Annotated in this window: 15 protein-coding genes and 2 tRNA genes; 2 read left to right on the top strand and 15 right to left on the bottom strand. The window is 60.8% G+C overall.

The window, feature by feature from the left end; all coding sequences use genetic code 11:
* Positions 1-292: 292 nt before the first annotated feature.
* The 3 genes from V2391_RS03430 to gltB form a co-directional block, all read right to left on the bottom strand.
* Positions 293-1,000, bottom strand: coding sequence for a hypothetical protein (locus V2391_RS03430; protein WP_329738274.1), 708 nt, complete (start codon positions 998-1,000; stop codon positions 293-295).
* Positions 1,001-1,342: 342 nt separating this feature from the next.
* Entirely contained in the window at positions 1,343-2,824 is a 1,482-nt protein-coding gene (locus tag V2391_RS03435; RefSeq protein ID WP_329738275.1) for a glutamate synthase subunit beta, read from the bottom strand.
* Positions 2,825-2,829: 5 nt separating this feature from the next.
* Positions 2,830-7,527, bottom strand: a complete 4,698-nt coding sequence (gene gltB / locus V2391_RS03440) for a glutamate synthase large subunit (RefSeq protein WP_329738276.1) — start codon at positions 7,525-7,527, stop codon at positions 2,830-2,832.
* A 522-nt stretch (positions 7,528-8,049) separates the two neighbouring features.
* On the opposite strand from gltB, the gene V2391_RS03445 reads away from it, so the two are divergent.
* Entirely contained in the window at positions 8,050-9,306 is a 1,257-nt protein-coding gene (locus tag V2391_RS03445; RefSeq protein WP_329738277.1) for an Nramp family divalent metal transporter, read from the top strand.
* Between the two features lie 468 nt (positions 9,307-9,774).
* Here V2391_RS03445 and V2391_RS03450 read toward each other — a convergent pair whose 3' ends face one another.
* From V2391_RS03450 to V2391_RS03475, 6 genes are all read right to left on the bottom strand, one after another.
* On the bottom strand, positions 9,775-9,918 hold the full coding sequence (locus V2391_RS03450; protein ID WP_117638060.1) for a rubredoxin-like domain-containing protein: 144 nt from the start codon (positions 9,916-9,918) through the stop codon (positions 9,775-9,777).
* An 88-nt stretch (positions 9,919-10,006) separates the two neighbouring features.
* Positions 10,007-10,510, bottom strand: a complete 504-nt coding sequence (locus tag V2391_RS03455; protein ID WP_329738278.1) for a flavin reductase family protein — start codon at positions 10,508-10,510, stop codon at positions 10,007-10,009.
* Between the two features lie 156 nt (positions 10,511-10,666).
* Positions 10,667-11,137 (bottom strand): SsrA-binding protein SmpB, encoded by a 471-nt coding sequence (gene smpB / locus V2391_RS03460; protein WP_006235325.1) that lies wholly within the window; start codon positions 11,135-11,137, stop codon positions 10,667-10,669.
* Positions 11,127-12,044 carry a tetratricopeptide repeat protein gene (locus tag V2391_RS03465; RefSeq protein WP_329738279.1) on the bottom strand — a complete coding sequence of 306 codons (918 nt, stop codon included), beginning with the start codon at positions 12,042-12,044 and terminating at the stop codon, positions 11,127-11,129. Before V2391_RS03465 ends, smpB begins: the two co-directional genes overlap by 11 nt.
* 95 nt (positions 12,045-12,139) lie before the next feature.
* Positions 12,140-12,216, bottom strand: a tRNA-Glu gene (locus tag V2391_RS03470).
* 17 nt (positions 12,217-12,233) lie between these two features.
* Positions 12,234-12,307 (bottom strand) — tRNA-Gln (locus V2391_RS03475).
* A 265-nt stretch (positions 12,308-12,572) separates the two neighbouring features.
* Between V2391_RS03475 and V2391_RS03480 the strand changes: the two genes are divergently transcribed.
* A complete protein-coding gene (locus V2391_RS03480; RefSeq protein WP_329738280.1) occupies positions 12,573-12,983 on the top strand; it encodes a hypothetical protein in 411 nt (136 codons plus the stop codon).
* A 72-nt stretch (positions 12,984-13,055) separates the two neighbouring features.
* On the opposite strand, the gene V2391_RS03485 is transcribed toward V2391_RS03480, so the two are convergent.
* From V2391_RS03485 to ftsE, 6 genes are all read right to left on the bottom strand, one after another.
* Entirely contained in the window at positions 13,056-13,421 is a 366-nt protein-coding gene (locus V2391_RS03485; RefSeq protein WP_329738483.1) for an arsenate reductase family protein, read from the bottom strand.
* Between the two features lie 116 nt (positions 13,422-13,537).
* Positions 13,538-14,113, bottom strand: a complete 576-nt coding sequence (locus V2391_RS03490) for a VanZ family protein (protein WP_329738281.1) — start codon at positions 14,111-14,113, stop codon at positions 13,538-13,540.
* 111 nt (positions 14,114-14,224) lie between these two features.
* The gene (locus V2391_RS03495; protein ID WP_329738282.1) at positions 14,225-14,830 is read right to left on the bottom strand and encodes a recombinase family protein; all 606 of its coding nucleotides are present in this window, start codon (positions 14,828-14,830) and stop codon (positions 14,225-14,227) included.
* 178 nt (positions 14,831-15,008) lie between these two features.
* Positions 15,009-17,144: a ribonuclease R family protein gene (locus tag V2391_RS03500; protein ID WP_329738283.1), complete on the bottom strand. Its 2,136-nt coding sequence runs from the start codon at positions 17,142-17,144 to the stop codon at positions 15,009-15,011.
* Positions 17,145-17,337: 193 nt separating this feature from the next.
* The gene (gene ftsX / locus V2391_RS03505; RefSeq protein WP_329738284.1) at positions 17,338-18,258 is read right to left on the bottom strand and encodes a permease-like cell division protein FtsX; all 921 of its coding nucleotides are present in this window, start codon (positions 18,256-18,258) and stop codon (positions 17,338-17,340) included.
* Positions 18,245-19,465: a cell division ATP-binding protein FtsE gene (gene ftsE, locus V2391_RS03510; protein ID WP_329738285.1), complete on the bottom strand. Its 1,221-nt coding sequence runs from the start codon at positions 19,463-19,465 to the stop codon at positions 18,245-18,247. Before ftsE ends, ftsX begins: the two co-directional genes overlap by 14 nt.
* Between the last annotated feature and the right edge of the window lie 108 nt (positions 19,466-19,573).

Below are 19,573 nucleotides of genomic sequence, written 5' to 3' on the forward strand. Positions count from 1 at the left end.
TTTGTCCATTATCGCCCAGCGCGACAGGGTTACTGCGGACATATCGGCTAACGGGAGGAAGAGAAGGGCGTGAGGATAAACAGACCAGCGCAGCGATGCTTCGGTCGTTCCAGCAAAACGTCTTGATCTGTAACAGGTAGATGGCCAAACGGCCCCTTGTTGTTACAGATCGAGACATTCAGTCGAGTCTGCACCTGTTCATCTCGATCTGTAACAACTACGGGTCCAAACGGTCTCTAGACGTTACAGACCGAGACAAATAGACAGGCGGCGGCGCTGCGACAGCCCAACCCTACTCCCATTCCTGTTCGTAGATGTTGAGCGACTTCACATACCGTCCCCGGGCACCCATGACGTCGCGGACCAGCCTCAGAAAGAAGCTGATACACGAGGTATCGAAGCCATCTTCCAGGTCTTCCGGATGAACGGCGCCGGGCCCGTCGACCGCCGTATCGCTCAGGTGCGCAATGTCGTAGAGGTAGAGCTGCCCCGCCGTCAGCAAAATATCGTCAACGCACGCGATGCGCACCGCAATCGCACCATCGCGCCAGTGCTCTTTTTGCACGATATGTGGGTCGTAGACATCAAAACGACGGTCGGTGCGCGTATCGCGCAGCGCGACCATACCAGTCGCCGGATCCTTGTCCAAAATGCCAAAGCGAGAGAAATAGTGCGTGTCGCGCACCTGTTCGAGCCGCCTGAGCGAAGCAGGCGAAAGCGACGCCGGCGGCTCGTCAACATACAGCCCAAGCAGCGTCTTGCCGTGGTAATAGGGGCGCTCAAACAGCAGCCAATCGGTAAATGCCATGTTATAGGCCATGATTTCGTTTTGCGAGGGCTCCTCGCAATAGCTGAGCCATGGATCGACTATCACTTCGAACTGTGTGCGCGCCGACTCCAAAAACTGGAACTTTCGCAGCATCCAAAACTGGGCCATGTCGGCAATATCGTCACCGACGGCCTCGGCCAGACGTCCCCGGTCCAAAACATGATCAGCCATGGCATCCTCCTCAAACTGATGAACCTCAATTTGAGCTTACGAGGAGGGCTCGCGGTCGCCGCCAGCGCGGGCGAAATGAGCATCGGGTTGCAAACCAGATACTGACCGAATACTTGACGGAACGCTTGACCGATACGTTATACCGAAACAAAACCCCAGTTAAACATAGGCAAATAAGCAGAGATTTTGAGCTTGCCAGCCACAGCCATCACGAAAACAGCAAGGTACCGCGAGTCCGCACGTCAGCAAATGAGCGGTCAGACGTCAAGAGTGTCCCCGGCGACTAGGCAAAATAGAGTGTCCCCAATGACTAGTCGTTGGGGACACTCTTGAATGGCTACCTTACAGCCCCAAGGTCTCGGCAACCTCGGCCGCGCAGGCCAGGGAGTCCGCCATGGCGCTCACCACGAGCGAGCTGCCGTTGCGGGCGTCGCCGGCCACATACACCGGCGCGGCATCCGCAGCAACGCCATCCACGCGGACCGCAAGGTGCGAGCCCTCGGAAGCCATCACCGGCAGCGGACGACCAGCGGTGGCAACAGGTACGCTCACCGCATCGAACACGCTGTGCTCCGGACCCGTAAAGCCGCAGGCGATGAGCACCAGCTGCGCCGGCACTTCGCGCTCGGAGCCCGCAATGCGTTCGGGCTTGCCGGCCGACCAATCCAGGTCGACCACGCGCAGGCCCGCGGCCGCGCCCTTCTTGTCCAGCAGCACCTCGAGCGTATCCACACCCCAGGCACGCATCTCGCCGCCCATGGCAGCGATGGCCTCCTGCTGGCCGTAATCGGTCTTCTTAACGTTGGGCCACTGCGGCCAGGGGTTGCTCGCTGCGCGCGCATCAGGCGCGGCCGGCAAAAACTCAAACTGGCGCACGCTGCGCGCGCCCTGGCGCACCGCGGTACCCACGCAGTCGTTGCCGGTATCGCCGCCGCCAATGACCACAACGTCCAGGCCGCGCGCGTTCACTGCGGGCTCGCCGCCATCGAGCACCGAGACGGTCGAAGCCGTCAGGTAGTCCACGGCATACACCACGCCGGGAGCGTCAATGTTCGCAGCCGAAAGCCCGCGCGGGGCACGGGCACCAGCTGCCACCACGACAGCGTCAAAACCATTGAGCTTGGCCGCCACCGCAGGGTTCGTAGCGTCAGTGCCCAGCTCAAAGACGATACCCAGCTCGCGCATGAGCGCCACGCGACGCTCGACCACAGACTTCTCGAGCTTCATGTTGGGAATGCCGTACATGAGCAGGCCGCCCGGGCGGACGTCACGCTCAAACACCGTCACGCGGGCACCGCGACGCGCAAGCTCCCATGCAGCCACCAGGCCAGCCGGGCCAGAACCAACCACGGCGACCGAGGGCGCGTCCTCCCCCGCCGGCTCAAAGCGACGCGGGCCACCGTTTGCCCATTCGTGGTCGCTGATTGCGCGCTCGTTATCGTGAATCGTCGTGGGCTGGCCGTCGACCGATCCCAAGTTGCACGCGGCCTCGCACAGCGCCGGGCACACACGGCTCGTAAACTCGGGCATGGGCGAGGTGAGCGACAGGCGCTCGGCAGCCTCGTCCCAACGGCCGCGGTACACCAGCTCATTCCACTCGGGATTCAGGTTGTGCAGCGGACAGCCGCTCGGGCGCGCCTTGCCAAAGCTCGCGCCCATCTGGCAAAACGCCACGCCGCACATCATGCAGCGGCTCGCCTGGGCACGGCGCGCGTCGTCATCGAGCTCCACGTACAGCGGGTCAAAATCATGGCTGCGCTCCTCCACGGGGCGAAGCTCGTGGGTCACGCGATCGATATCAAGAAAAGCACCGGGCTTACCCATGGCACTTACGCCTCCTTCTTGGTCGAAGCAACAGAGCTGGCAGCCACGGACGCAGCGTCCGCGGCACCGCCCGCGACATCAAAGCGAGCGACATCCGCGGCGCTCGCGCGACCGGTCACAATGTCAAACGCCAGCTCCTCTGCCTGCGCATGCGTCTTGCCGGCAGCCTCGCCCGCAGCGACAATCGCCAGCACGCGCTCGTACTCGGTCGGAATGACCTTCACAAAGTGCTTGCTCATCGTCTCAAAGCTGTAGAGCAGCTTAATGCCGCGCGGGCTCTGCGTCGCGTCCACGTGCTCCTGGATGAGTTCTCGAATCTGCGCCAGCTCGCCGGCCGTCGGGGCCTTGAGCTCAACGCTCTCGTGGTTCACACGGGCATCGAGCGTACCGTACTGGTCAAAGACATAGGCCACGCCACCCGTCATGCCGGCGGCGAAGTTCTGCCCGACCTCGCCCAGGATGAGCGCCAGACCGCCCGTCATGTACTCGCAGCCATGGTTGCCGCAGCCCTCGACTACCACGGTGGCGCCGGAGTTGCGCACGGCAAAACGCTGGCCGGCAAGACCGTTAATGAAGCCGCGGCCGCTCGTGGCGCCAAAGAACGCAACGTTGCCCACGATGATGTTCTCGTCGAACTTGTAGGTCGCATGCGGGTTGGGGCGCACCGACACCTCGCCACCCGAAAGGCCCTTGCCAAAGTAGTCGTTGGCGTCGCCGCACACGTTGAGCGTAATGCCGCGCGGCAGGAAGGCGCCAAAGCTCTGACCGGCCGAACCATCGCAATCGATGGTGATGGAGCCGGCGGGCAGGCCCTCGGGATGTGCCTTGGTCACCGCGTTGCCCAGGATGGTGCCCACGCAGCGGTTGACGTTGGCGATATCGGCGCGGAAGCGAATCGGACGCAGGTGCGCACGGGCATCGGCCGTATAGGGCACGAACAACGTGGAGTCGAGCGTCTTGTCGAGCTCGCTGTCCGCGGCCATCTGCGGGAGGAAGTGGCGACCGTCGGCACCCGGGATATGGGCACCGAACTCGCAGGTCGCGCTCGCCAGCACGGGCGACAGATCGAGCAGGTTGGCCTTGCGGTTGCCCGGCACCTCGATCTGGCGCAGGCACTCGGGATGGCCGACCATCTCGTCGACGGTGCGGAAGCCCAGGGTCGCCATGACCTCGCGCAGCTGCTCGGCAACAAAGAGCATAAAGTGCTCAACGTGCTCGGGCTTACCGCGGAAGCCGTGACGCAGACGGCAGTTTTGCGTCGCGATGCCGGCCGGGCAGGTATCCTGCTGGCAGTCGCGCTGCATGAGGCAGCCCATGGAGATGAGCGGCATGGTTGCAAAGCCAAACTCCTCGGCGCCCAGCAAGCAGGCGACGGCAACATCGGTGCCGTCCATGAGCTTGCCGTCGGCCTCGAGCACCACGCGGGAGCGCAGGCCGTTTTGCAGCAACGTCTGCTGGGCCTCGGCAAGGCCGAGCTCCAACGGCAGACCGGCGTGCCAAATGGAATCGCGCGCCGCGGCACCCGAGCCGCCGTTATGGCCGCTGATCAAAATCTTGTCGGCGGCACCCTTGGCCACGCCGGTAGCAATGGTGCCGACGCCGGCCTCGCTGACCAGCTTGACCGACACGCGCGCACCGGGGTTGGCGTTCTTAAGATCGAAGATAAGCTCCGCCAGGTCCTCGATGGAGTAGATGTCGTGGTGCGGCGGAGGCGAGATCAGGCCGATGCCAGGCGTGGACTGACGGACCTCGGCGATCCAGGGGTAGACCTTCTTGCCGGGCAGGTGGCCACCCTCGCCGGGCTTGGCACCCTGGGCCATCTTGATCTGAATCTCAAAGGCGCTGCAAAGATAGCGGCTCGTCACGCCAAAGCGCGCACTTGCCACCTGCTTGATCGCTGAGTTCTTGGAGTCGCCGTTGGCCAGCGGGGTCTCGCGACGCGGATCCTCGCCGCCCTCGCCCGAGTTGGAACGGCCATGCAGGCGGTTCATGGCGATAGCCATGCACTCGTGCGCCTCTTTGCTGATGGAGCCGTACGACATGGCGCCGGTGTTAAAGCGGCGGACGATGTTGAGCGCGGGCTCCACCTCGTCGAGCGAAACCGGCGTGTGGCCACTGGCATCAAAGTCGAGCAAGTCGCGCAGGCGCACGGCACGGCCGGTGCGGTGCAGGCGGGCGCTGTACTCCTTAAAGGTGTCGTAGCTGTCCTCACGGCAGGCGGTCTGCAGCAAGTAGACGGTCTGCGGATCGATCAGGTGATCCTCGCCGCCGAGCGGGCGCCACTTGGTCAGGCCCAGTGTGGGCAGCTGATCGGGAGCCGGACTCTTAAGGATGGCGAGCGCGGCGTCGTAGCGCTCGTTTTGCTCGCGTTCAACGTCCTCGACACCCATACCGCCTACACGGCTCACCGCGCCGGCAAAGTACGCGTTGACGAACTCCGGCGTAAAGCCCACGGCCTCGAAGATCTGCGCAGAGTGGTAGCTCTGCACCGTGGAGATGCCCATCTTGGACATGATGGAGACGATGCCCGCCGTCGCAGCCTTGTTGTAGTTGGCGATGCCCTGCTCGGCCGTCACGTCCAGGTCGCCGCGTGCAGCCAGATCTCGGATGCACGCATGTGCGTTGTACGGATAGATGCCACTCGCAGAGTAGCCCACCAGTGCCGCAAAGTCATGCGGGGACACGGCGTCGCCGCACTCCACCACGATGTCGGCAAAGGTACGCACGCCGGCGCGGATCAGGTGGTTGTGCACGCAGCCCACAGCGAGCAGCGACGGCACGGGCACCTCGCCCGCAGCGGCACGATCGCTCAACACCACGATGTTCACGCCGTCGCGGACCGCAGCCTCAACGTCCTCGGCAAGCTGCTTGAGCGCAGCCTGCAGTGCGCCCTCGCCGGCGTCGCGGCGGTAGACGGCACGGAAGCGGCGAGTCTTAAAGCCCACGCGGTCGATGGCGCAGATGCGGTCAAACTCTTCCTCGTTGAGCAACGGGCGCTCCAAGCGCACCAGCTGGCAGGCCGTGCGGGAATCCTCGAGCAGGTTGCCGTGGTTGCCCAGATAGAGCGTGGTCGAGGTGACCATATGCTCGCGAAGGGCGTCGATGGGCGGGTTCGTGACCTGAGCGAATAGTTGATAGAAGTAGTCAAAGAACGAGCGCGTCTTCTTGGACAGGCAAGCCAGCGGCGCGTCGATGCCCATCGAGGCGAGCGGCGCCTTGCCCTGCTGGGCCATGGGACGCACGACCTCGTCAACGTCATCCCAGTGGTAGCCGAGCTTGGCCATACGCACGGCGACGGGTACCTCGGCGTCCTCGGCGGGCGTTGTCGCAACGGGCTCATCAAGCGCGTCAACGGTCAGCGTCTCCTCGGCAATCCAGTCGCGGTAAGGCTTTTCCTTGGCATAGCGGGCGCGCAGCTCGTCGTTGTAGATGACGCGGCCGCGGGCAAAATCGACCTCGAGCATCTGGCCCGGCCCCAGACAGCCGCTCGTCAGGATGTTCTCGGGGCTTACCTCGATGGTGCCCACCTCGCTTGCCAGCATAAAGCGACCGTCGCGCGTCACATAGTAGCGGGCGGGGCGCAGACCGTTGCGGTCGAGGGCGGCGCCCAGCGTGCGGCCGTCGGTAAAGGCGATGGCGGCCGGGCCGTCCCACGGCTCCATGAGCATGGACTGGTAAGCGTCGTAGGCGCGGCGTTCCTCACTCAGGCTGTCGTTGTGGTCCCACGGCTCGGGCAGCAACATGGACGCGGCACGCGTGAGCGGACGACCGTTCATGACCAAGAACTCGAGCACGTTGTCCAGAATCGCGGAGTCGGAACCCTCGCGGTTGATGATGGGCATCACGCGCTCAAGATCATGCTGCAGCACGGGGCTGTACAGGTTGGGCTCGCGGGCGCGGATCCAGTTGACGTTGCCCTTGAGGGTATTGATCTCGCCGTTGTGGATGATAAAGCGGTTGGGGTGCGCGCGCTCCCAGCTGGGCGTGGTGTTGGTGGAGTAGCGCGAGTGGACGAGCGCCACGGCCGTCTTGACGGCGGCGTCGTTGAGGTCGATGAAGAAGCGGCGCATCTGCGTGGCGACCAGCATGCCCTTGTACACGATGGTGCGCGAGCTCATGGAGCACACGTAGAAGATCTTGTCGCGCAGGGCAAACTCGGCGTCGGCCTTCTTTTCGATGGTGCGGCGGCACACGTACAGGCGGCGCTCGAAGGCATCGCCGGCGGGCGTGTCGTCCGGACGGCCCAGGAAGACCTGCAGGATAGTGGGCATGCAGGCGCGGGCCGTCTCGCCCAGGTCGTGCGGGTCGACCGGCACCTCGCGCCAAAAGAGCAGCGGCACGTCGGCCTCGGCGCAGCCCTCCTCAAACACGCGGCGGGCATCCTCTACGCCCTTGTCGTCCTGCGGAAAGAACAGCATGGCCACGCCATAGTCGCCCTCTGCCGGCAGAATCTGGCCGCACTTTTGAGCCTCTTTACGGAAAAAGTGATGCGGAACCTGGAACAGGATGCCAGCGCCGTCGCCAGTGTTCTTCTCGAGTCCCGTGCCGCCGCGGTGCTCCAAGTTGACCAGAATGGACAGCGCATCGTCCAGAATCTGGTGATGGCGCTCACCGTTGATATCGGCAAGCGCGCCGATGCCACATGCGTCGTGGTCGAATTCGGGGCGATAAAGGCCCTGCTGCTGAGCGGAATCTGCCTGCATCGCGATCCTCCCCTAGATATTAGACAGTCAGTTGAATAGGCATACTAGGAGCATCGCCGGCCCGTTGTGTTTCCCGCCCGTTTCGAAACAATCGCGTAACGCGCGCCCTGCGAGTGGACACCACCGACCTCAAGGGCGACAACATAGGCCCCAAGTTCGGCCTGTAAGCTCGCCGCTTCAAACATCTCGATCTGTAACAGGAAGACCCAATTTCGACGACTAACTGTTACAGATTGAGATGTTTTCGAGAGACGGTTCCGAATGTCTCAATCTGTAACACGAAGGACCGGTTTTGGCGGTCAGCTGTTACAGATCGAGATATTCCATAGGACCATTTCTTCCTGTCTTGATCTGTAACACCTAGGCCCAATTTCCATCCCTAGTTGTTACAGATCAAGACATTTCGGCAGTCCCCTTTCACCATCCTATTCAAATACAGCAATTTTGTTAGTTTTAGTTAACTTTTGAGCCTAAAACGGGTATCCTTTGCGGCGTCAAGCAAACGGCACGCAGGAGCGCACCATGCTCAACCATCTCAAACAACACTTTGGTTCCCGGCGCACCGGCGGTCACGGAGGCCTAGACATCGCACGGCATATCGGCCCCGGGCTGCTCGTCACCGTCGGCTTTATCGACCCGGGCAATTGGGCCTCCAATATGGCCGCGGGCTCGCAGTTTGGCTACGCGCTGCTGTGGATCGTCACGCTGTCGACGATTATGCTCATCGTGTTGCAGCACAACGCGGCACACCTGGGCATCGCCACGGGCATGTGTCTTGCCGAGGCCACGACACGTTATCTCCCCCGCTTCGTTGGGCGCACGGTGCTCGCCAGTGCCTATCTCGCGACCATCGCCACCGCCATGGCCGAAGTCCTGGGCGGTGCGATCGCGCTTCAAATGCTCTTTGGCCTGCCCGTACGCGCCGGCTGCATCATCGTCGCGGCAGTATCGATTGCCATGCTCATGACAAGCTCCTACAAACGCGCCGAGCGATGGATCATCGCCTTCGTGGGCGTGGTGGGACTCTCGTTTTTAGCCGAGCTTGCACTAGTCAAGGTCGACTGGCCGCAAGCCGCCACAAGCTGGATCACACCCAGTATGCCCACCGGCTCGGCCGCGATTATCGTAAGCGTCCTAGGCGCGGTCGTTATGCCCCACAACCTCTTCCTGCACTCCGAAGTCATCCAATCCATGCACTTCGAAGGCCAAGGCGAGCGAGTTATCGAAGAACGTCTGCGCTACGAGCTCTTCGACACGCTCTTTTCGATGGGCGTGGGCTGGGCAATCAACTCGGCCATGGTCATCCTGGCCGCAACGACCTTCTTTGCGCACGGCATTGTCGTAGACGACCTCGCGGTCGCAGCGGCCACGCTCTCCCCCATTCTGGGCCCGGCAAGCTCAATCATCTTTGCGGTGGCACTGCTGTTTGCGGGCATATCGAGTAGCGTGACGGCGGGCATGGCGGCGGGCACCATCACCGCGGGCATGTTCGACGAGGAATACGACATCCACGACCGACATTCCTCGATCGGGGTGGCGGCCTGTTTCGTCGGCGCAGTGGCGGTGTGCCTGGTCGTCCCGAATCCTTTTGAGGGTCTCATTTGGAGTCAGGCACTGCTGTCGCTTCAGCTGCCGATTACGGTCTTTGTGCTCATACGACTCACCAGTTCGCCCCGCGTCATGGGCAAATACGCCAACTCGCGCCCGCTCAACGCGTTGCTCGTGGGGATCGGTGCCATCGTGACGATTCTCGATGTCGTGTTGTTGACAGGGATGTAATGGGGCGGGGCACCTACCCAGGCAAACGTCTCGATCTGTAACAGATAGACACGCTTTTGATGTCTAGATGTTACAGATCGAGATCATTCCGAGGGACAGCTCCGTTTGTCTCAATCTGTAACACGTAGACCCCGTTTTGACTGCTAGATGTTACAGATTGAGATCTTCTGCCGGACGGTTTTGGTTTGTCTCGATATGTAACAAGTGGGCCCAATTTCCACTTCTAGATGTTACAGATCGAGACATTTCTTCAGCTCCAACCTTTTGTCTCAATCTGTAACAGGAAGACCCGTTTTGAGCCGTTAGATGTTACAGATTAAGACCAAAGGTCGGCCGGATTCACGACAGGCAGGATCGGCTAACAGCAGCCGTGATCCCTTGGGGACGGAGGAAAAGGGCCCCGGCCGGGATATCCGACCGGGGCCCTTGGACAGAGCTATGTGTTGCTGCAAGTCGTGTGCCTGCGAGTTACTCCTCGACGAGCTCAAACTGATCGGGACCGACGCCGCAGACCGGGCACACGTAATCCTCGGGCAGCTCGGGCGTGTCGACCTCAACCTCATAACCGCAAACGATGCACACGAACTTATACGTCTTCTTTTCCTCAGCCATGATGTTCTCCTCTCGAACGTGACTGCTGGTGTACTTGCTTATTAGTATATATTCTCAATAATATAATGCAAGTATTTTTAAAACATTTCTAGCCTTGATACGAGGACGCCTTCGGAGGCGTCTTGCCCTTCAGGACCTTATGGTAGTAATCGTAGGTGAGCGGCGTCTCGTCGCTCAGGCGCTCGGCATCCTCGACCTCGCCGATAAACAGTAGATGCGTGCCCACGTCAACAGTGTCAATCAAACGGCAGCTAAACAAGGCTGCCGCATGCTCGGGAACATAGGGCATGCCCAGCGCGGGGTCGCGCGTCTCGTACTTGGCAAATTTGTCATAGTCGCTGCTAGTACGGAATCCAAAGTTGCCAATGTAGAGCATATCGGCCGTCTGATCGATCACGGTCAGCGCAAAGGCCTTGGCAGACGAGATAACACCAGACGTGACATTTTCCTTATTCACGGCAACCGAGATGCGCGGCGGCGTGGACGTCACCTGCACCGCCGTGTTGATGACGCAGCTGGCACGCAGCCCGTCGGCCGCAGCACTCACCACATACAGGCCACTCGGCATCGTAAAGAACGCAGTTTTGTCCATAACGACCACTCCCCTAACCCGGGATTGAACCTCATGGATGTATGTACCCACAAAAAAGGCGACGCCCATAACGGACGCCGCCTTTGAGACACATGTGTCAAAACAGTTAGGGAGGCGGGACAATCGCAGTAGGCCACCTCCCCGCAAGTCATGTGCCTAGCGGTTGCGCTCCTTAAGCGCACGATCGATCTCGCGCTGGACGTCGCGTTTTGCCATGTCTTCGCGCTTGTCGTAGAGCTTTTTGCCGCGGCCCAGGCCCAGCAGCAGCTTTACGCGGCCGTCGGTATTAAAGTAGAGCTCCAACGGCACCAGCGCATAGCCGCGGTTGCGCAGTTTGCCGTCAAGAAAATCGATCTCCTTGCGATGCAGCAGCAGGCGGCGCCGGCGATCGGGATCACGGTTCCACACGCCACCATGGCTGTAAGGGTGAATATGCAACCCCACCAGCCAGCACTCGCCGCCGCGAATCAGCGCAAAAGTGTCAGTGATCTGACAGGCGCGCTCGCGAATCGACTTGACCTCGGTACCGCTCAGTTCAATGCCACATTCGAACGTCTCGTCGATAAAGTACTCGTGATGCGCCGAGCGATTCTTGGAAATGAGCTTGCGTTCGCGCTTACTGGGCATCGCCGGCCTCCTTGACGCCGTCGGCTCCCTTGTCGTCGCCTGCGCGCTTTGCCTTGCGCTCGGCGTTGAGCTCGGCATCGCTCTCGCGTACCAGCTTAATGATCGCCGCGCATGCCTCCTCGCCCACCAGATCGCGGGCACGGACCGTCAGGCGCGTAGCCTCCTGCTTATCACCGTCGCTCGCAGCGTCGGTCGCACACATAATCAGGCAAATGGCAATCTCGGCCGAAGGCGAGGTCGGTACGCCCTGCAACGCCAGCTCGCCCATCACGTGCTCGTCGCTCTCCTCGGCGGCATCGGGATAGGCAGCATGAATCTTGTTGAGCAGGCGCGTCGTATGCGCATCGCCAGGCGCTAAGCACAGCGCCAGACGTGCGCAACCCACGGCCGCAGAGACGTTCTCGGTCTCGGGCTCCAAAAAGTACTGGCCCAAGTTGGCGTAGGCGCGGGCGGCGCACTTGCCGTCGCTCGCACGCTCTAGCACCGAAAACGAAAGCGAAGCCCACTCCTGCTTGTCCTCGAGGGCGCGGAATAGCTCGGCAAGATCCAGGCGGTAGTTGCAGTTCATGGGGTCCCAGCGCACGGCTTGCATCAAGGCGTTGCGAGCACTCACATAATCCTGCTGGCGAATGTAGGCAAACGCCATGTCGGAATACAGGCGATCAAAGGGCACCTCGACCTGCACCAGCTCGCGCGGATCTTTTTCCACACGACGGTAGGCCAGACGCTCAAACTTGCTATCGAAGCTAAAGTACTGGCGGTTCTCCTCCGTCTTGCACTCGGCATCGATATACTCCTCGGCGAGCTCAACCAGACGTTCCAACAGCGGCGTCGCCGTGGCCAAGTCTCCCTGCGCCAGGTAATTCTCTGCATACGTAATGTCTTGTAGGCTGATGGGCAGGTCCATGGCAACTCCTCGGTCCGGGTGAAACGCGGCTCATTCCACACATTCGGCGTATACACAAAACCCGGGTCTCTTGCGAGGCCCGGGCGTTCATTTTGTGGTAGCCCGTACCAGATTCGAACTGGTGATCTCCGCCTTGAGAGGGCGGCGTCCTAAACCGCTAGACGAACGGGCCATATGTAGCAAATGCAATGGCTGGGATGGAGGGAGTCGAACCCCCATTGACGGAACCAGAATCCGCTGTCCTGCCATTAGACGACATCCCAATGACTGCATCGCTGCGCTCGGCTGTGCCTTTGCGCAAGAAAGAAATATACGGGAAGTTCTACGGCGGCGCAAGCCCCATTTTTAACTTTTTTGAAAATCGGCCAATTTGCCCCGACCCATGAAGGACCTGTGAAGCCAAACCGCATGCAAGGGGTCAAAATCCCGCAAGCGCACCATAGCCACCGTTGGCAGATTGTTGCATCCTGGTCGCCGTCAATAGTGACACAATCAGGACACCAATTATCGCGCGGATATCGAGGCGACATGGATGATGAGCTTGATTACCTATGGGAGACCCTCGGCCTCGAGATAACTGCTATCCCTTGGCCAGATCGGCACAAAATTCATCCCACGCTACGACCCGCCATCACAGTCATGCAGGCAACGTATCGCGGCGCCTCATTTTTGATGATGCGAATGGCATGGCACGCGGCGCTACCCGACCTCAAGCGAGTTCAGGCAAGCCTCGTGGAGCTATCCGGTATTCCCGTCGTGATTTCGGAGACCCATTTGGAGCAACGCCAACGCGACCGTTTGCAAGCACAGCGAATCCCGTTCATCTGCCCCGGCATTCAGGCATATCTACCCTTTATGGACGAAGAGTACTGGAGCGGCAAGCCCAACAAACAGGTAAAGATCTACGACCCGCATAAGTGGGCACAGTTCGAGGACTGACCGGAGCGAACCTGCCGGCGGAAAGCGCATCCCAGAATTTGCGCTCAGAACGAAACACGCTTTCCGCAGTTGTTACAGCAGCGCCTCGGCCCAGGTTGCTTCCTTAAAGCCTGGAATCGCAAAGTCATCGCCCACCAGCAGCGGACGCTTAACCAGCATGCCGTCGGTCGCCAACAGCTCGTAACATTCCTGATCCGTCATCCCCGCGTCCAGACGCGCCTTCAGGCCAAGCTCTCGATACTTCATGCCCGACGAATTAAAGAAGCGACGCACCGGCAGCCCCGAACGCGCAATCCAGGTCGCAAGCTCCCCAGCCGAAGGATTGTCTGTAACAATATCGCGATCGATGTACTCAACCCCATGCTCGTCCAACCAGGCCTTGGCCTTTTTACACGTCGAGCATTTGGGATATTCAACAAACAGTACGGTCATGGGGATTCCCTTCTTAGAAAAGACAAGTGTCTGGCAAACAGCGCATCGATGGCCATCTGCGACCGATGCCGATATTGTAGCCAGCGCCGACGTGCAGGCGGTCGTGGTTTTCCATCTTGAGGTTAACGTCTCGCATGGGCGCCAATGGGACAGGTCGCGCGCTGAACCAGCACTGACACCAGCAGCACCAGCAGCATGGCGACAACGTAACCCGCGGCATCAAAGCCTAAGTCGATAACGTCGAAATGCCTTCCGGGAACAAAAATCTTATGCACCTGGTCCCCGACGGAGCATACGGCGCAAAAGGCCAGGACGGGCACACACCGCAATCGGGTGAGCAACATGCGCTTATCCAAGCACACCGCCGCCGACGAGGCAAACAGCCCAACAAAGAAGAACTCTACGGTATGGGCGACACGACGGATGTTGATGCCCATCCACATGCGAACGGGGGCAATCGGATCGGGATGGGCGACGGTAGCCGCTGAGCCCGCATCCCCAGCGGCATCTACCGCCTGGGTCTCCCCCGCAGTCTCGGGCTGCACGCTGGCGCTTTGCCCCTCCACCACGTGCGCGGTAGACTCGCTGAGCGACGATGTCTGCTCCACGCTCTGCTCCGTCAGCATCCAAATACTCGCCAGCGTCACGACAAGCAGGACAACCGATATCCATCCGACTATATGCTTCGCGCGCGCCAAGGGCTAACCTCCGTCTGTTATTGAGCAGCAGCGAGTGTACCCCCAAATGTCACCGTCGCCATAGCGGAATCCCAAATGTTCAAAACAAGGCGCCAGATGGCTGCGGTGTCCCTACTCCGTCTCGCGCATCCAGCGATCGAAGGTCCCCACGCACACACCTAAACGCTTTGCCGCCTGACTCCGGGTAATATTGCCCGCCTCATAGATATCGCGCACTCGTTCAAATTGCGGAGGGCACGGCTTGCGGGGTCGACCAAAACGCACGCCGCGCGCCCGCGCCGCCGCGATTCCCTCCGCCTGACGACGGTGGATGTTCTCTCGTTCCACCTGCGCCACGTAACTCAACAACTGCAAAACGATATCGGCGATCAGCGTGCTGGTCACATCCGATCCGCCGCAATCTCTCGCACGCGTATCGAGCAACGGCATGTCCAGCACAACAATGGCCGCACCAAGTTCCTTGGTTATACGACGCCATTCCTCGAGTATCTCGCTGTAGTTTCGACCCAGCCGATCGATGGAAAGCACCGCCAACACGTCGCCGGAAGCCAAGGTATGAAGCAGCTCCCGATACCGCGGGCGATCAAAGTCCTTACCGCTCGCACGGTCGGCAAAAACATTCGCCGCCTCCACGCCATAGGCGCTCAGCGCATCCAACTGGCGATTCAAATTTTGATCGCGCGAGCTCACCCGCGCATACCCATATACCGTTGCCACAACATCCCCGCTTTCTCGTAAACCTGCCAAAAAGGGACAGGTTTGTTTTGGTAGGTCCTATCTCCCAAAAGCATATGAAGAAGCTGCCGAGATCATGGCAGGGCAATTAAGAGACACGCAAAGAGGGCGGCCCCGAAAGACCGCCCTCTACGCTTTGTCGATACTCACTGCGTGCCGGTTAATGAATGAGCTTAAAGTCCAAATGTCCGCGAGTAGTGTTGACGCGCGAGACCTCGATAATCACGCGCTGTCCCAACTCAAAACGACGCCCCGTGTCGGCACCCGTCAACGTGAGCGCGTCCTCGTCAAACTCAAACCACTCGTTACCCAGGCTCTTAATGGAAACCAGCCCCTCAACCTGCGTCAAATCGAGACGCACGAATAATCCCATGTTGCTGACCCACGAGACCGTTCCGGCATAGCGCTCGCCCAGGCGGTCCTCGTAGTACTGCGCAATCTTGATTTTTTGCGTCGCATGGCTGGCAGCGTCGGCCGCACGCTCGGCGTCGCTGCACGCGCGGCAGATTTGCGGCAGGATGCGCGGAAGCGACTCTCTGCCTTTTCCGATCAACCTCGGCGTACGCACTAAGGCGTCTTTTCCGCCCAGCTGCTCGTATGCCAGCTGCAGCTTGAGCACGCGATGCACCACCAGATCGGGATAACGGCGAATGGGGCTTGTAAAGTGGCAGTAGCACGGCGCGGCGAGCGCAAAGTGACCCTCGTTGCGCGGCTTGTACAACGCACGCTGCATGCTGCGCAAAAGAAGCGTGTTGACGAGCGGCGCGTTAGCCGTGCCGGCAGCGGCATCAACCGTCGCCTGTAACTCGTCGGGATTTCCCAGAGCAATGCCCGCCGCGCGGCGATCATCGATGATACCGAGCTGCGCCAGCGCCACAGCAGCACCGTGCAGACTGTCGGGACTGGGGTCATCGTGCACGCGATAGCATGCCTCGATATCGCGGTCGGCCAGCCACTCGGCAACGCACTCGTTAGCCAGCAGCATTGCCTCCTCGATAAGCGAGGTTGCGCAGGAGCGTTCGCGTGCCACAATCCGTACGGGCACGCCGTCCTCGTCCAGCAGCGCGCGAATCTCGGCCGTATCAAAGTCGACCGAACCGCGTGCGCGACGTATGCGACGCCGAAGCTCCGCGAGTTCGTTTGCGGCGACCAGGAAATCGGCCAGGTCTACGTTACAGCTGCGAGCGGTGTCCTCGCACGCAAGCCCGCGCTCAAGTGCTTCCTCGCGCGAGGCTTCAGCCGCAGCGACATCCTCCGCAGCGCCCTCCAACACGGAATACTCAACAGCGCCGGCGCGCACCAGCAGCGTCTCGGCGCCGTCGTAGTCCATACGCACACGCGAACGAATCACACTGGGATAGGGATCGTAATGGCGCACACGGCCCTGCGCGTCGAGCTCGATGTCGACGGTAAACGCCAGGCGATCCTCATCGGGGCGCAGGGAACACAAGTCATTAGACAGGCGCTCGGGCAGCATGGGGAGCACACGGTCGGCAAGGTAGACCGACGTCGTGCGATGGCGGGCCTCCAGGTCGATATGCCCATCCCAGGCAACATAATGCGAAACATCGGCAATATGCACGCCCAGCTTATAGCCACCCTCGGGCGTGCGCTCGAGCGAGATGGCATCGTCAAAGTCGCGCGCATCAACCGGGTCGATGGTGATGACAAAGCGATCGCGCAGGTCACGACGAAGCGGGTCTTTAAGCGCTGCAGTCACATCGAGCGAAAGCGCCTCTGCCTCTGCCAGCGCCGCCTCGGGATAGCTGTCGGTATAGCCATAGCGTGCCATAACGTATTGGACGCCCAGATCGGGCGCATCGTCACCGCCGATGCGGCGCTCAAGAGTCACCGTTCCCGACTCCAAGCGCGTCGGGTAGGTCAATATGCGCGCGACGACGACATCGCCAGGGCGCACGCCCAGGCGCTCCGCCGAAGTGTCCTCGGGCAAAATAAAGAAGTCAGCCTTCAGGCGCGAATCGAGCGGCTCGATCACGCCAAGCGGGCCGGCCATCTGATACGTACCCACCACGCTGATGGCGGCACGTTCGACGACGCCTTCAATCACGGCGCGACGTTCACCATGCGGGCTGTTCTTAATGCTCACGGCAACGGTATCGCCATCCATGATCTCGCGCTTGCCGCGGCCCATGACCTTGTAGTCGCCGTTCTCGGTTATGACATAGGCACTGTGCTCATGGAGCTGCACGCGGCCAGTCAGGCTCGGACGACGCTCGCTGCGCACCGGCCCACGCTTATTGCGAGCTCCACGCTTATGCTTGTTATTGCGCCCCATGGCGCCTCCTTACTATCGATAGCCGTTTACACCCCAAGAGTCTACCCAAATGATCCCTAGGGGACGGCAGGATTGCGGATCACTCGAATCGACCGACCCCCTAAGTGATCCGTTTTCCTCCGTCCCCAAGGGATCAAAAAACGGGCCGTCCCAAAAGGAACGACCCGTTGGAAGGAACGAATTCCAAGCATGCCTACACGCGCAGGTAGCGGCGCATGGCGATGGCAGAACCAAAGAGACCGATAATGACGCCGACAAGAATCAGCGCGGCGTAGGTCACCAGGTAGTACTGCATCGGCAGCGCAAACGACATCCAGCCGACACTCTCCTGCAGGCGAGGAACCATCAGATTGCGCAGCAGCTCCAAAACACCGATGGAAAGCAGCGAGCCCAGAATGGCCTGCAGCACACCCTCGGTAATGAACGGTCCGCGGATGAAGCCGTTGCTGGCGCCCACCAGGCGCATAATCGCAATCTCGCGACGACGCGCCGTAATGGACAGGCGAATCGTGTTGTTGATAAAGATGAACGCGATAAAGGTCAGCAGACCGACGAGCACCACGGCGGCGATACGGATGTAGTTGGTCACCTGGAACAGGCGGCTCACTTCCTCCTGGCCATACAGCACGCTCGCGTTGACGTCGCCGTCGTCCGCGATCTTTTGGAAGTCGGCGTTCTTCTTGAGCTTCTTGGCCGTGCTCTCGACCTGAGACGGATCGTCCATCTCGATCGCAAACGAGGCGGGCAGCGGGTTCTGGCCGTCGAGCGCGTTCATGGTGGCGTCGGCGTTGCCCGACATCTTGCTCGTGTACTCGGCCAGCGCGTCGTCCTTGTCCTTATAGGTCACGGACTTGACGTTGCTCCACGTCTTGAGCTCGGCCTCAAAGGCCTGGACGTCTGCCTGATCGGCGTCATCGCTAATAAAGGCGTTGATGACAACCTGATCCTCGACGGTGCCGATCACGGAGTTCAGCATCGCGGAACCCATAATGAACAGGCCGATGATAAACAGCGAAAGGAAAATCGTGATGACGGCGCCGAGCGAGGTGGTCCAGTTACGGAAGAAGTGGCTGATAGCCTCTTTGAGCGAATAGCCCACGTTAGTTGGTGCCATAGTTGCCGTAACCTCCCCTCTCCTGGTCGCGGATTACGTGGCCGCCCTCGAGGGCGATCACGCGACGGTGCATGCTGTCGACCATCTCGCGGTCGTGCGTGGCGACGATCACGGTGGTGCCGGTACGGTTAATGCGCTCGAGCAGCTTCATAATGCCCAGCGAAATCGCCGGGTCGAGGTTGCCCGTGGGCTCGTCGCAGATAAGCAGCGGCGGACGGTTGACCATAGCGCGGGCAACGGCGACACGCTGCTGCTCGCCACCGGACAGCTGATCGGGCAGAGAGTCCATCTGATCGGCCAGGCCGACCAGGCGAAGCACCTCGGGCACCTGGCTGCGAATGACGCCCTTGGGCTTGCCGATGCACTGCAGGGCAAACGCCACGTTTTCGTAGGCGGTCTTCTGCGGCAGGAGCTTAAAGTCCTGGAACACGGCACCGATCTGGCGACGCAAGAACGGAACCTTGCGGTTCTTGATCTTCATGAGGTCCTGGCCGGCGACCAAAATGCGGCCGCTCGTCGGCTTGACGTCGCGGTTGAGCGTCGACAGCAGCGTGGTCTTACCCGAGCCGGAGTGACCGACCAAGAAGACGAACTCGCCAGGATAGATCTCGATGTTGATGTCGTCGAGCGCGGGCTTGTTGGGCTGTGCCGGGTAGATCTTGGTGACGTGCTCCATGAGGATGACGGGCTCGACACCGGCCTGCTTGGCCATCTTCTTGCGGCTGGCCTGCGGATCGATGGGCGCAAACACCGACGTAAAGTCGGGGTTGTTGAGCGCATTGTCGAGGCTTGCGACCTCGGCGGCCTGATCGCTCTCGACTACGGGAGCCGCGGGCTGCGTAGGATCGGGAATACCGGCAAAAAGGCCGGACTGCGCAGGCTGTGGCGCCGGAGTCGCAGGAGCCATGGGATCGGGAATACCGGCCATGACGGGTTGCGACGCAACAACGTCCGCCTGGGGCTGATCCACGCGAGCGGTCACCTTCTGCACGGGCTCAAAACCCGCGGCCTCGGAAAGCTCGACATCATTGGTGGGATTGTAGGCAAAGGGATCTGATGCCGGCTGTGCCTGATCTGCCGGCTGTGCGGGGATCGGGCTAAACAGCTGATCCTCTGAATCCGGGGTGGCGAAACGAGTGCCCACGGCGCCTGGCTGCGTCTTGGGGGCGTCATCGCCCGCACCGGAGGTACGGAAGTGGTTACCCACTGGTGCTCCTTATCGTCGTGCGTTTAAACTACATGAGCGCTTTGTATTTTAGCAGCATTAGCTTTGCTGCACATAAGAAGCATGGCGGCGTTTGGGTCCCACCGGCCG

It is taken from the genome of Collinsella sp. CM84Y_54, from assembly GCF_036317945.1.
GTDB lineage: Bacteria > Actinomycetota > Coriobacteriia > Coriobacteriales > Coriobacteriaceae > Collinsella.

What these genes read in the sequence shown, in the direction of transcription:
- V2391_RS03430 (WP_329738274.1), bottom strand. Translation starts at nt 1,000, where the DNA reads ATGGCTGATCATGTTTTGGACCGGGGACGTCTGGCCGAGGCCGTCGGT.
- V2391_RS03435 (WP_329738275.1), bottom strand. Translation starts at nt 2,824, where the DNA reads ATGGGTAAGCCCGGTGCTTTTCTTGATATCGATCGCGTGACCCACGAG.
- gltB (WP_329738276.1), bottom strand. Translation starts at nt 7,527, where the DNA reads ATGCAGGCAGATTCCGCTCAGCAGCAGGGCCTTTATCGCCCCGAATTC.
- V2391_RS03445 (WP_329738277.1), top strand. Translation starts at nt 8,050, where the DNA reads ATGCTCAACCATCTCAAACAACACTTTGGTTCCCGGCGCACCGGCGGT.
- V2391_RS03450 (WP_117638060.1), bottom strand. Translation starts at nt 9,918, where the DNA reads ATGGCTGAGGAAAAGAAGACGTATAAGTTCGTGTGCATCGTTTGCGGT.
- V2391_RS03455 (WP_329738278.1), bottom strand. Translation starts at nt 10,510, where the DNA reads ATGGACAAAACTGCGTTCTTTACGATGCCGAGTGGCCTGTATGTGGTG.
- smpB (WP_006235325.1), bottom strand. Translation starts at nt 11,137, where the DNA reads ATGCCCAGTAAGCGCGAACGCAAGCTCATTTCCAAGAATCGCTCGGCG.
- V2391_RS03465 (WP_329738279.1), bottom strand. Translation starts at nt 12,044, where the DNA reads ATGGACCTGCCCATCAGCCTACAAGACATTACGTATGCAGAGAATTAC.
- V2391_RS03480 (WP_329738280.1), top strand. Translation starts at nt 12,573, where the DNA reads ATGGATGATGAGCTTGATTACCTATGGGAGACCCTCGGCCTCGAGATA.
- V2391_RS03500 (WP_329738283.1), bottom strand. Translation starts at nt 17,144, where the DNA reads ATGGGGCGCAATAACAAGCATAAGCGTGGAGCTCGCAATAAGCGTGGG.
- ftsX (WP_329738284.1), bottom strand. Translation starts at nt 18,258, where the DNA reads ATGGCACCAACTAACGTGGGCTATTCGCTCAAAGAGGCTATCAGCCAC.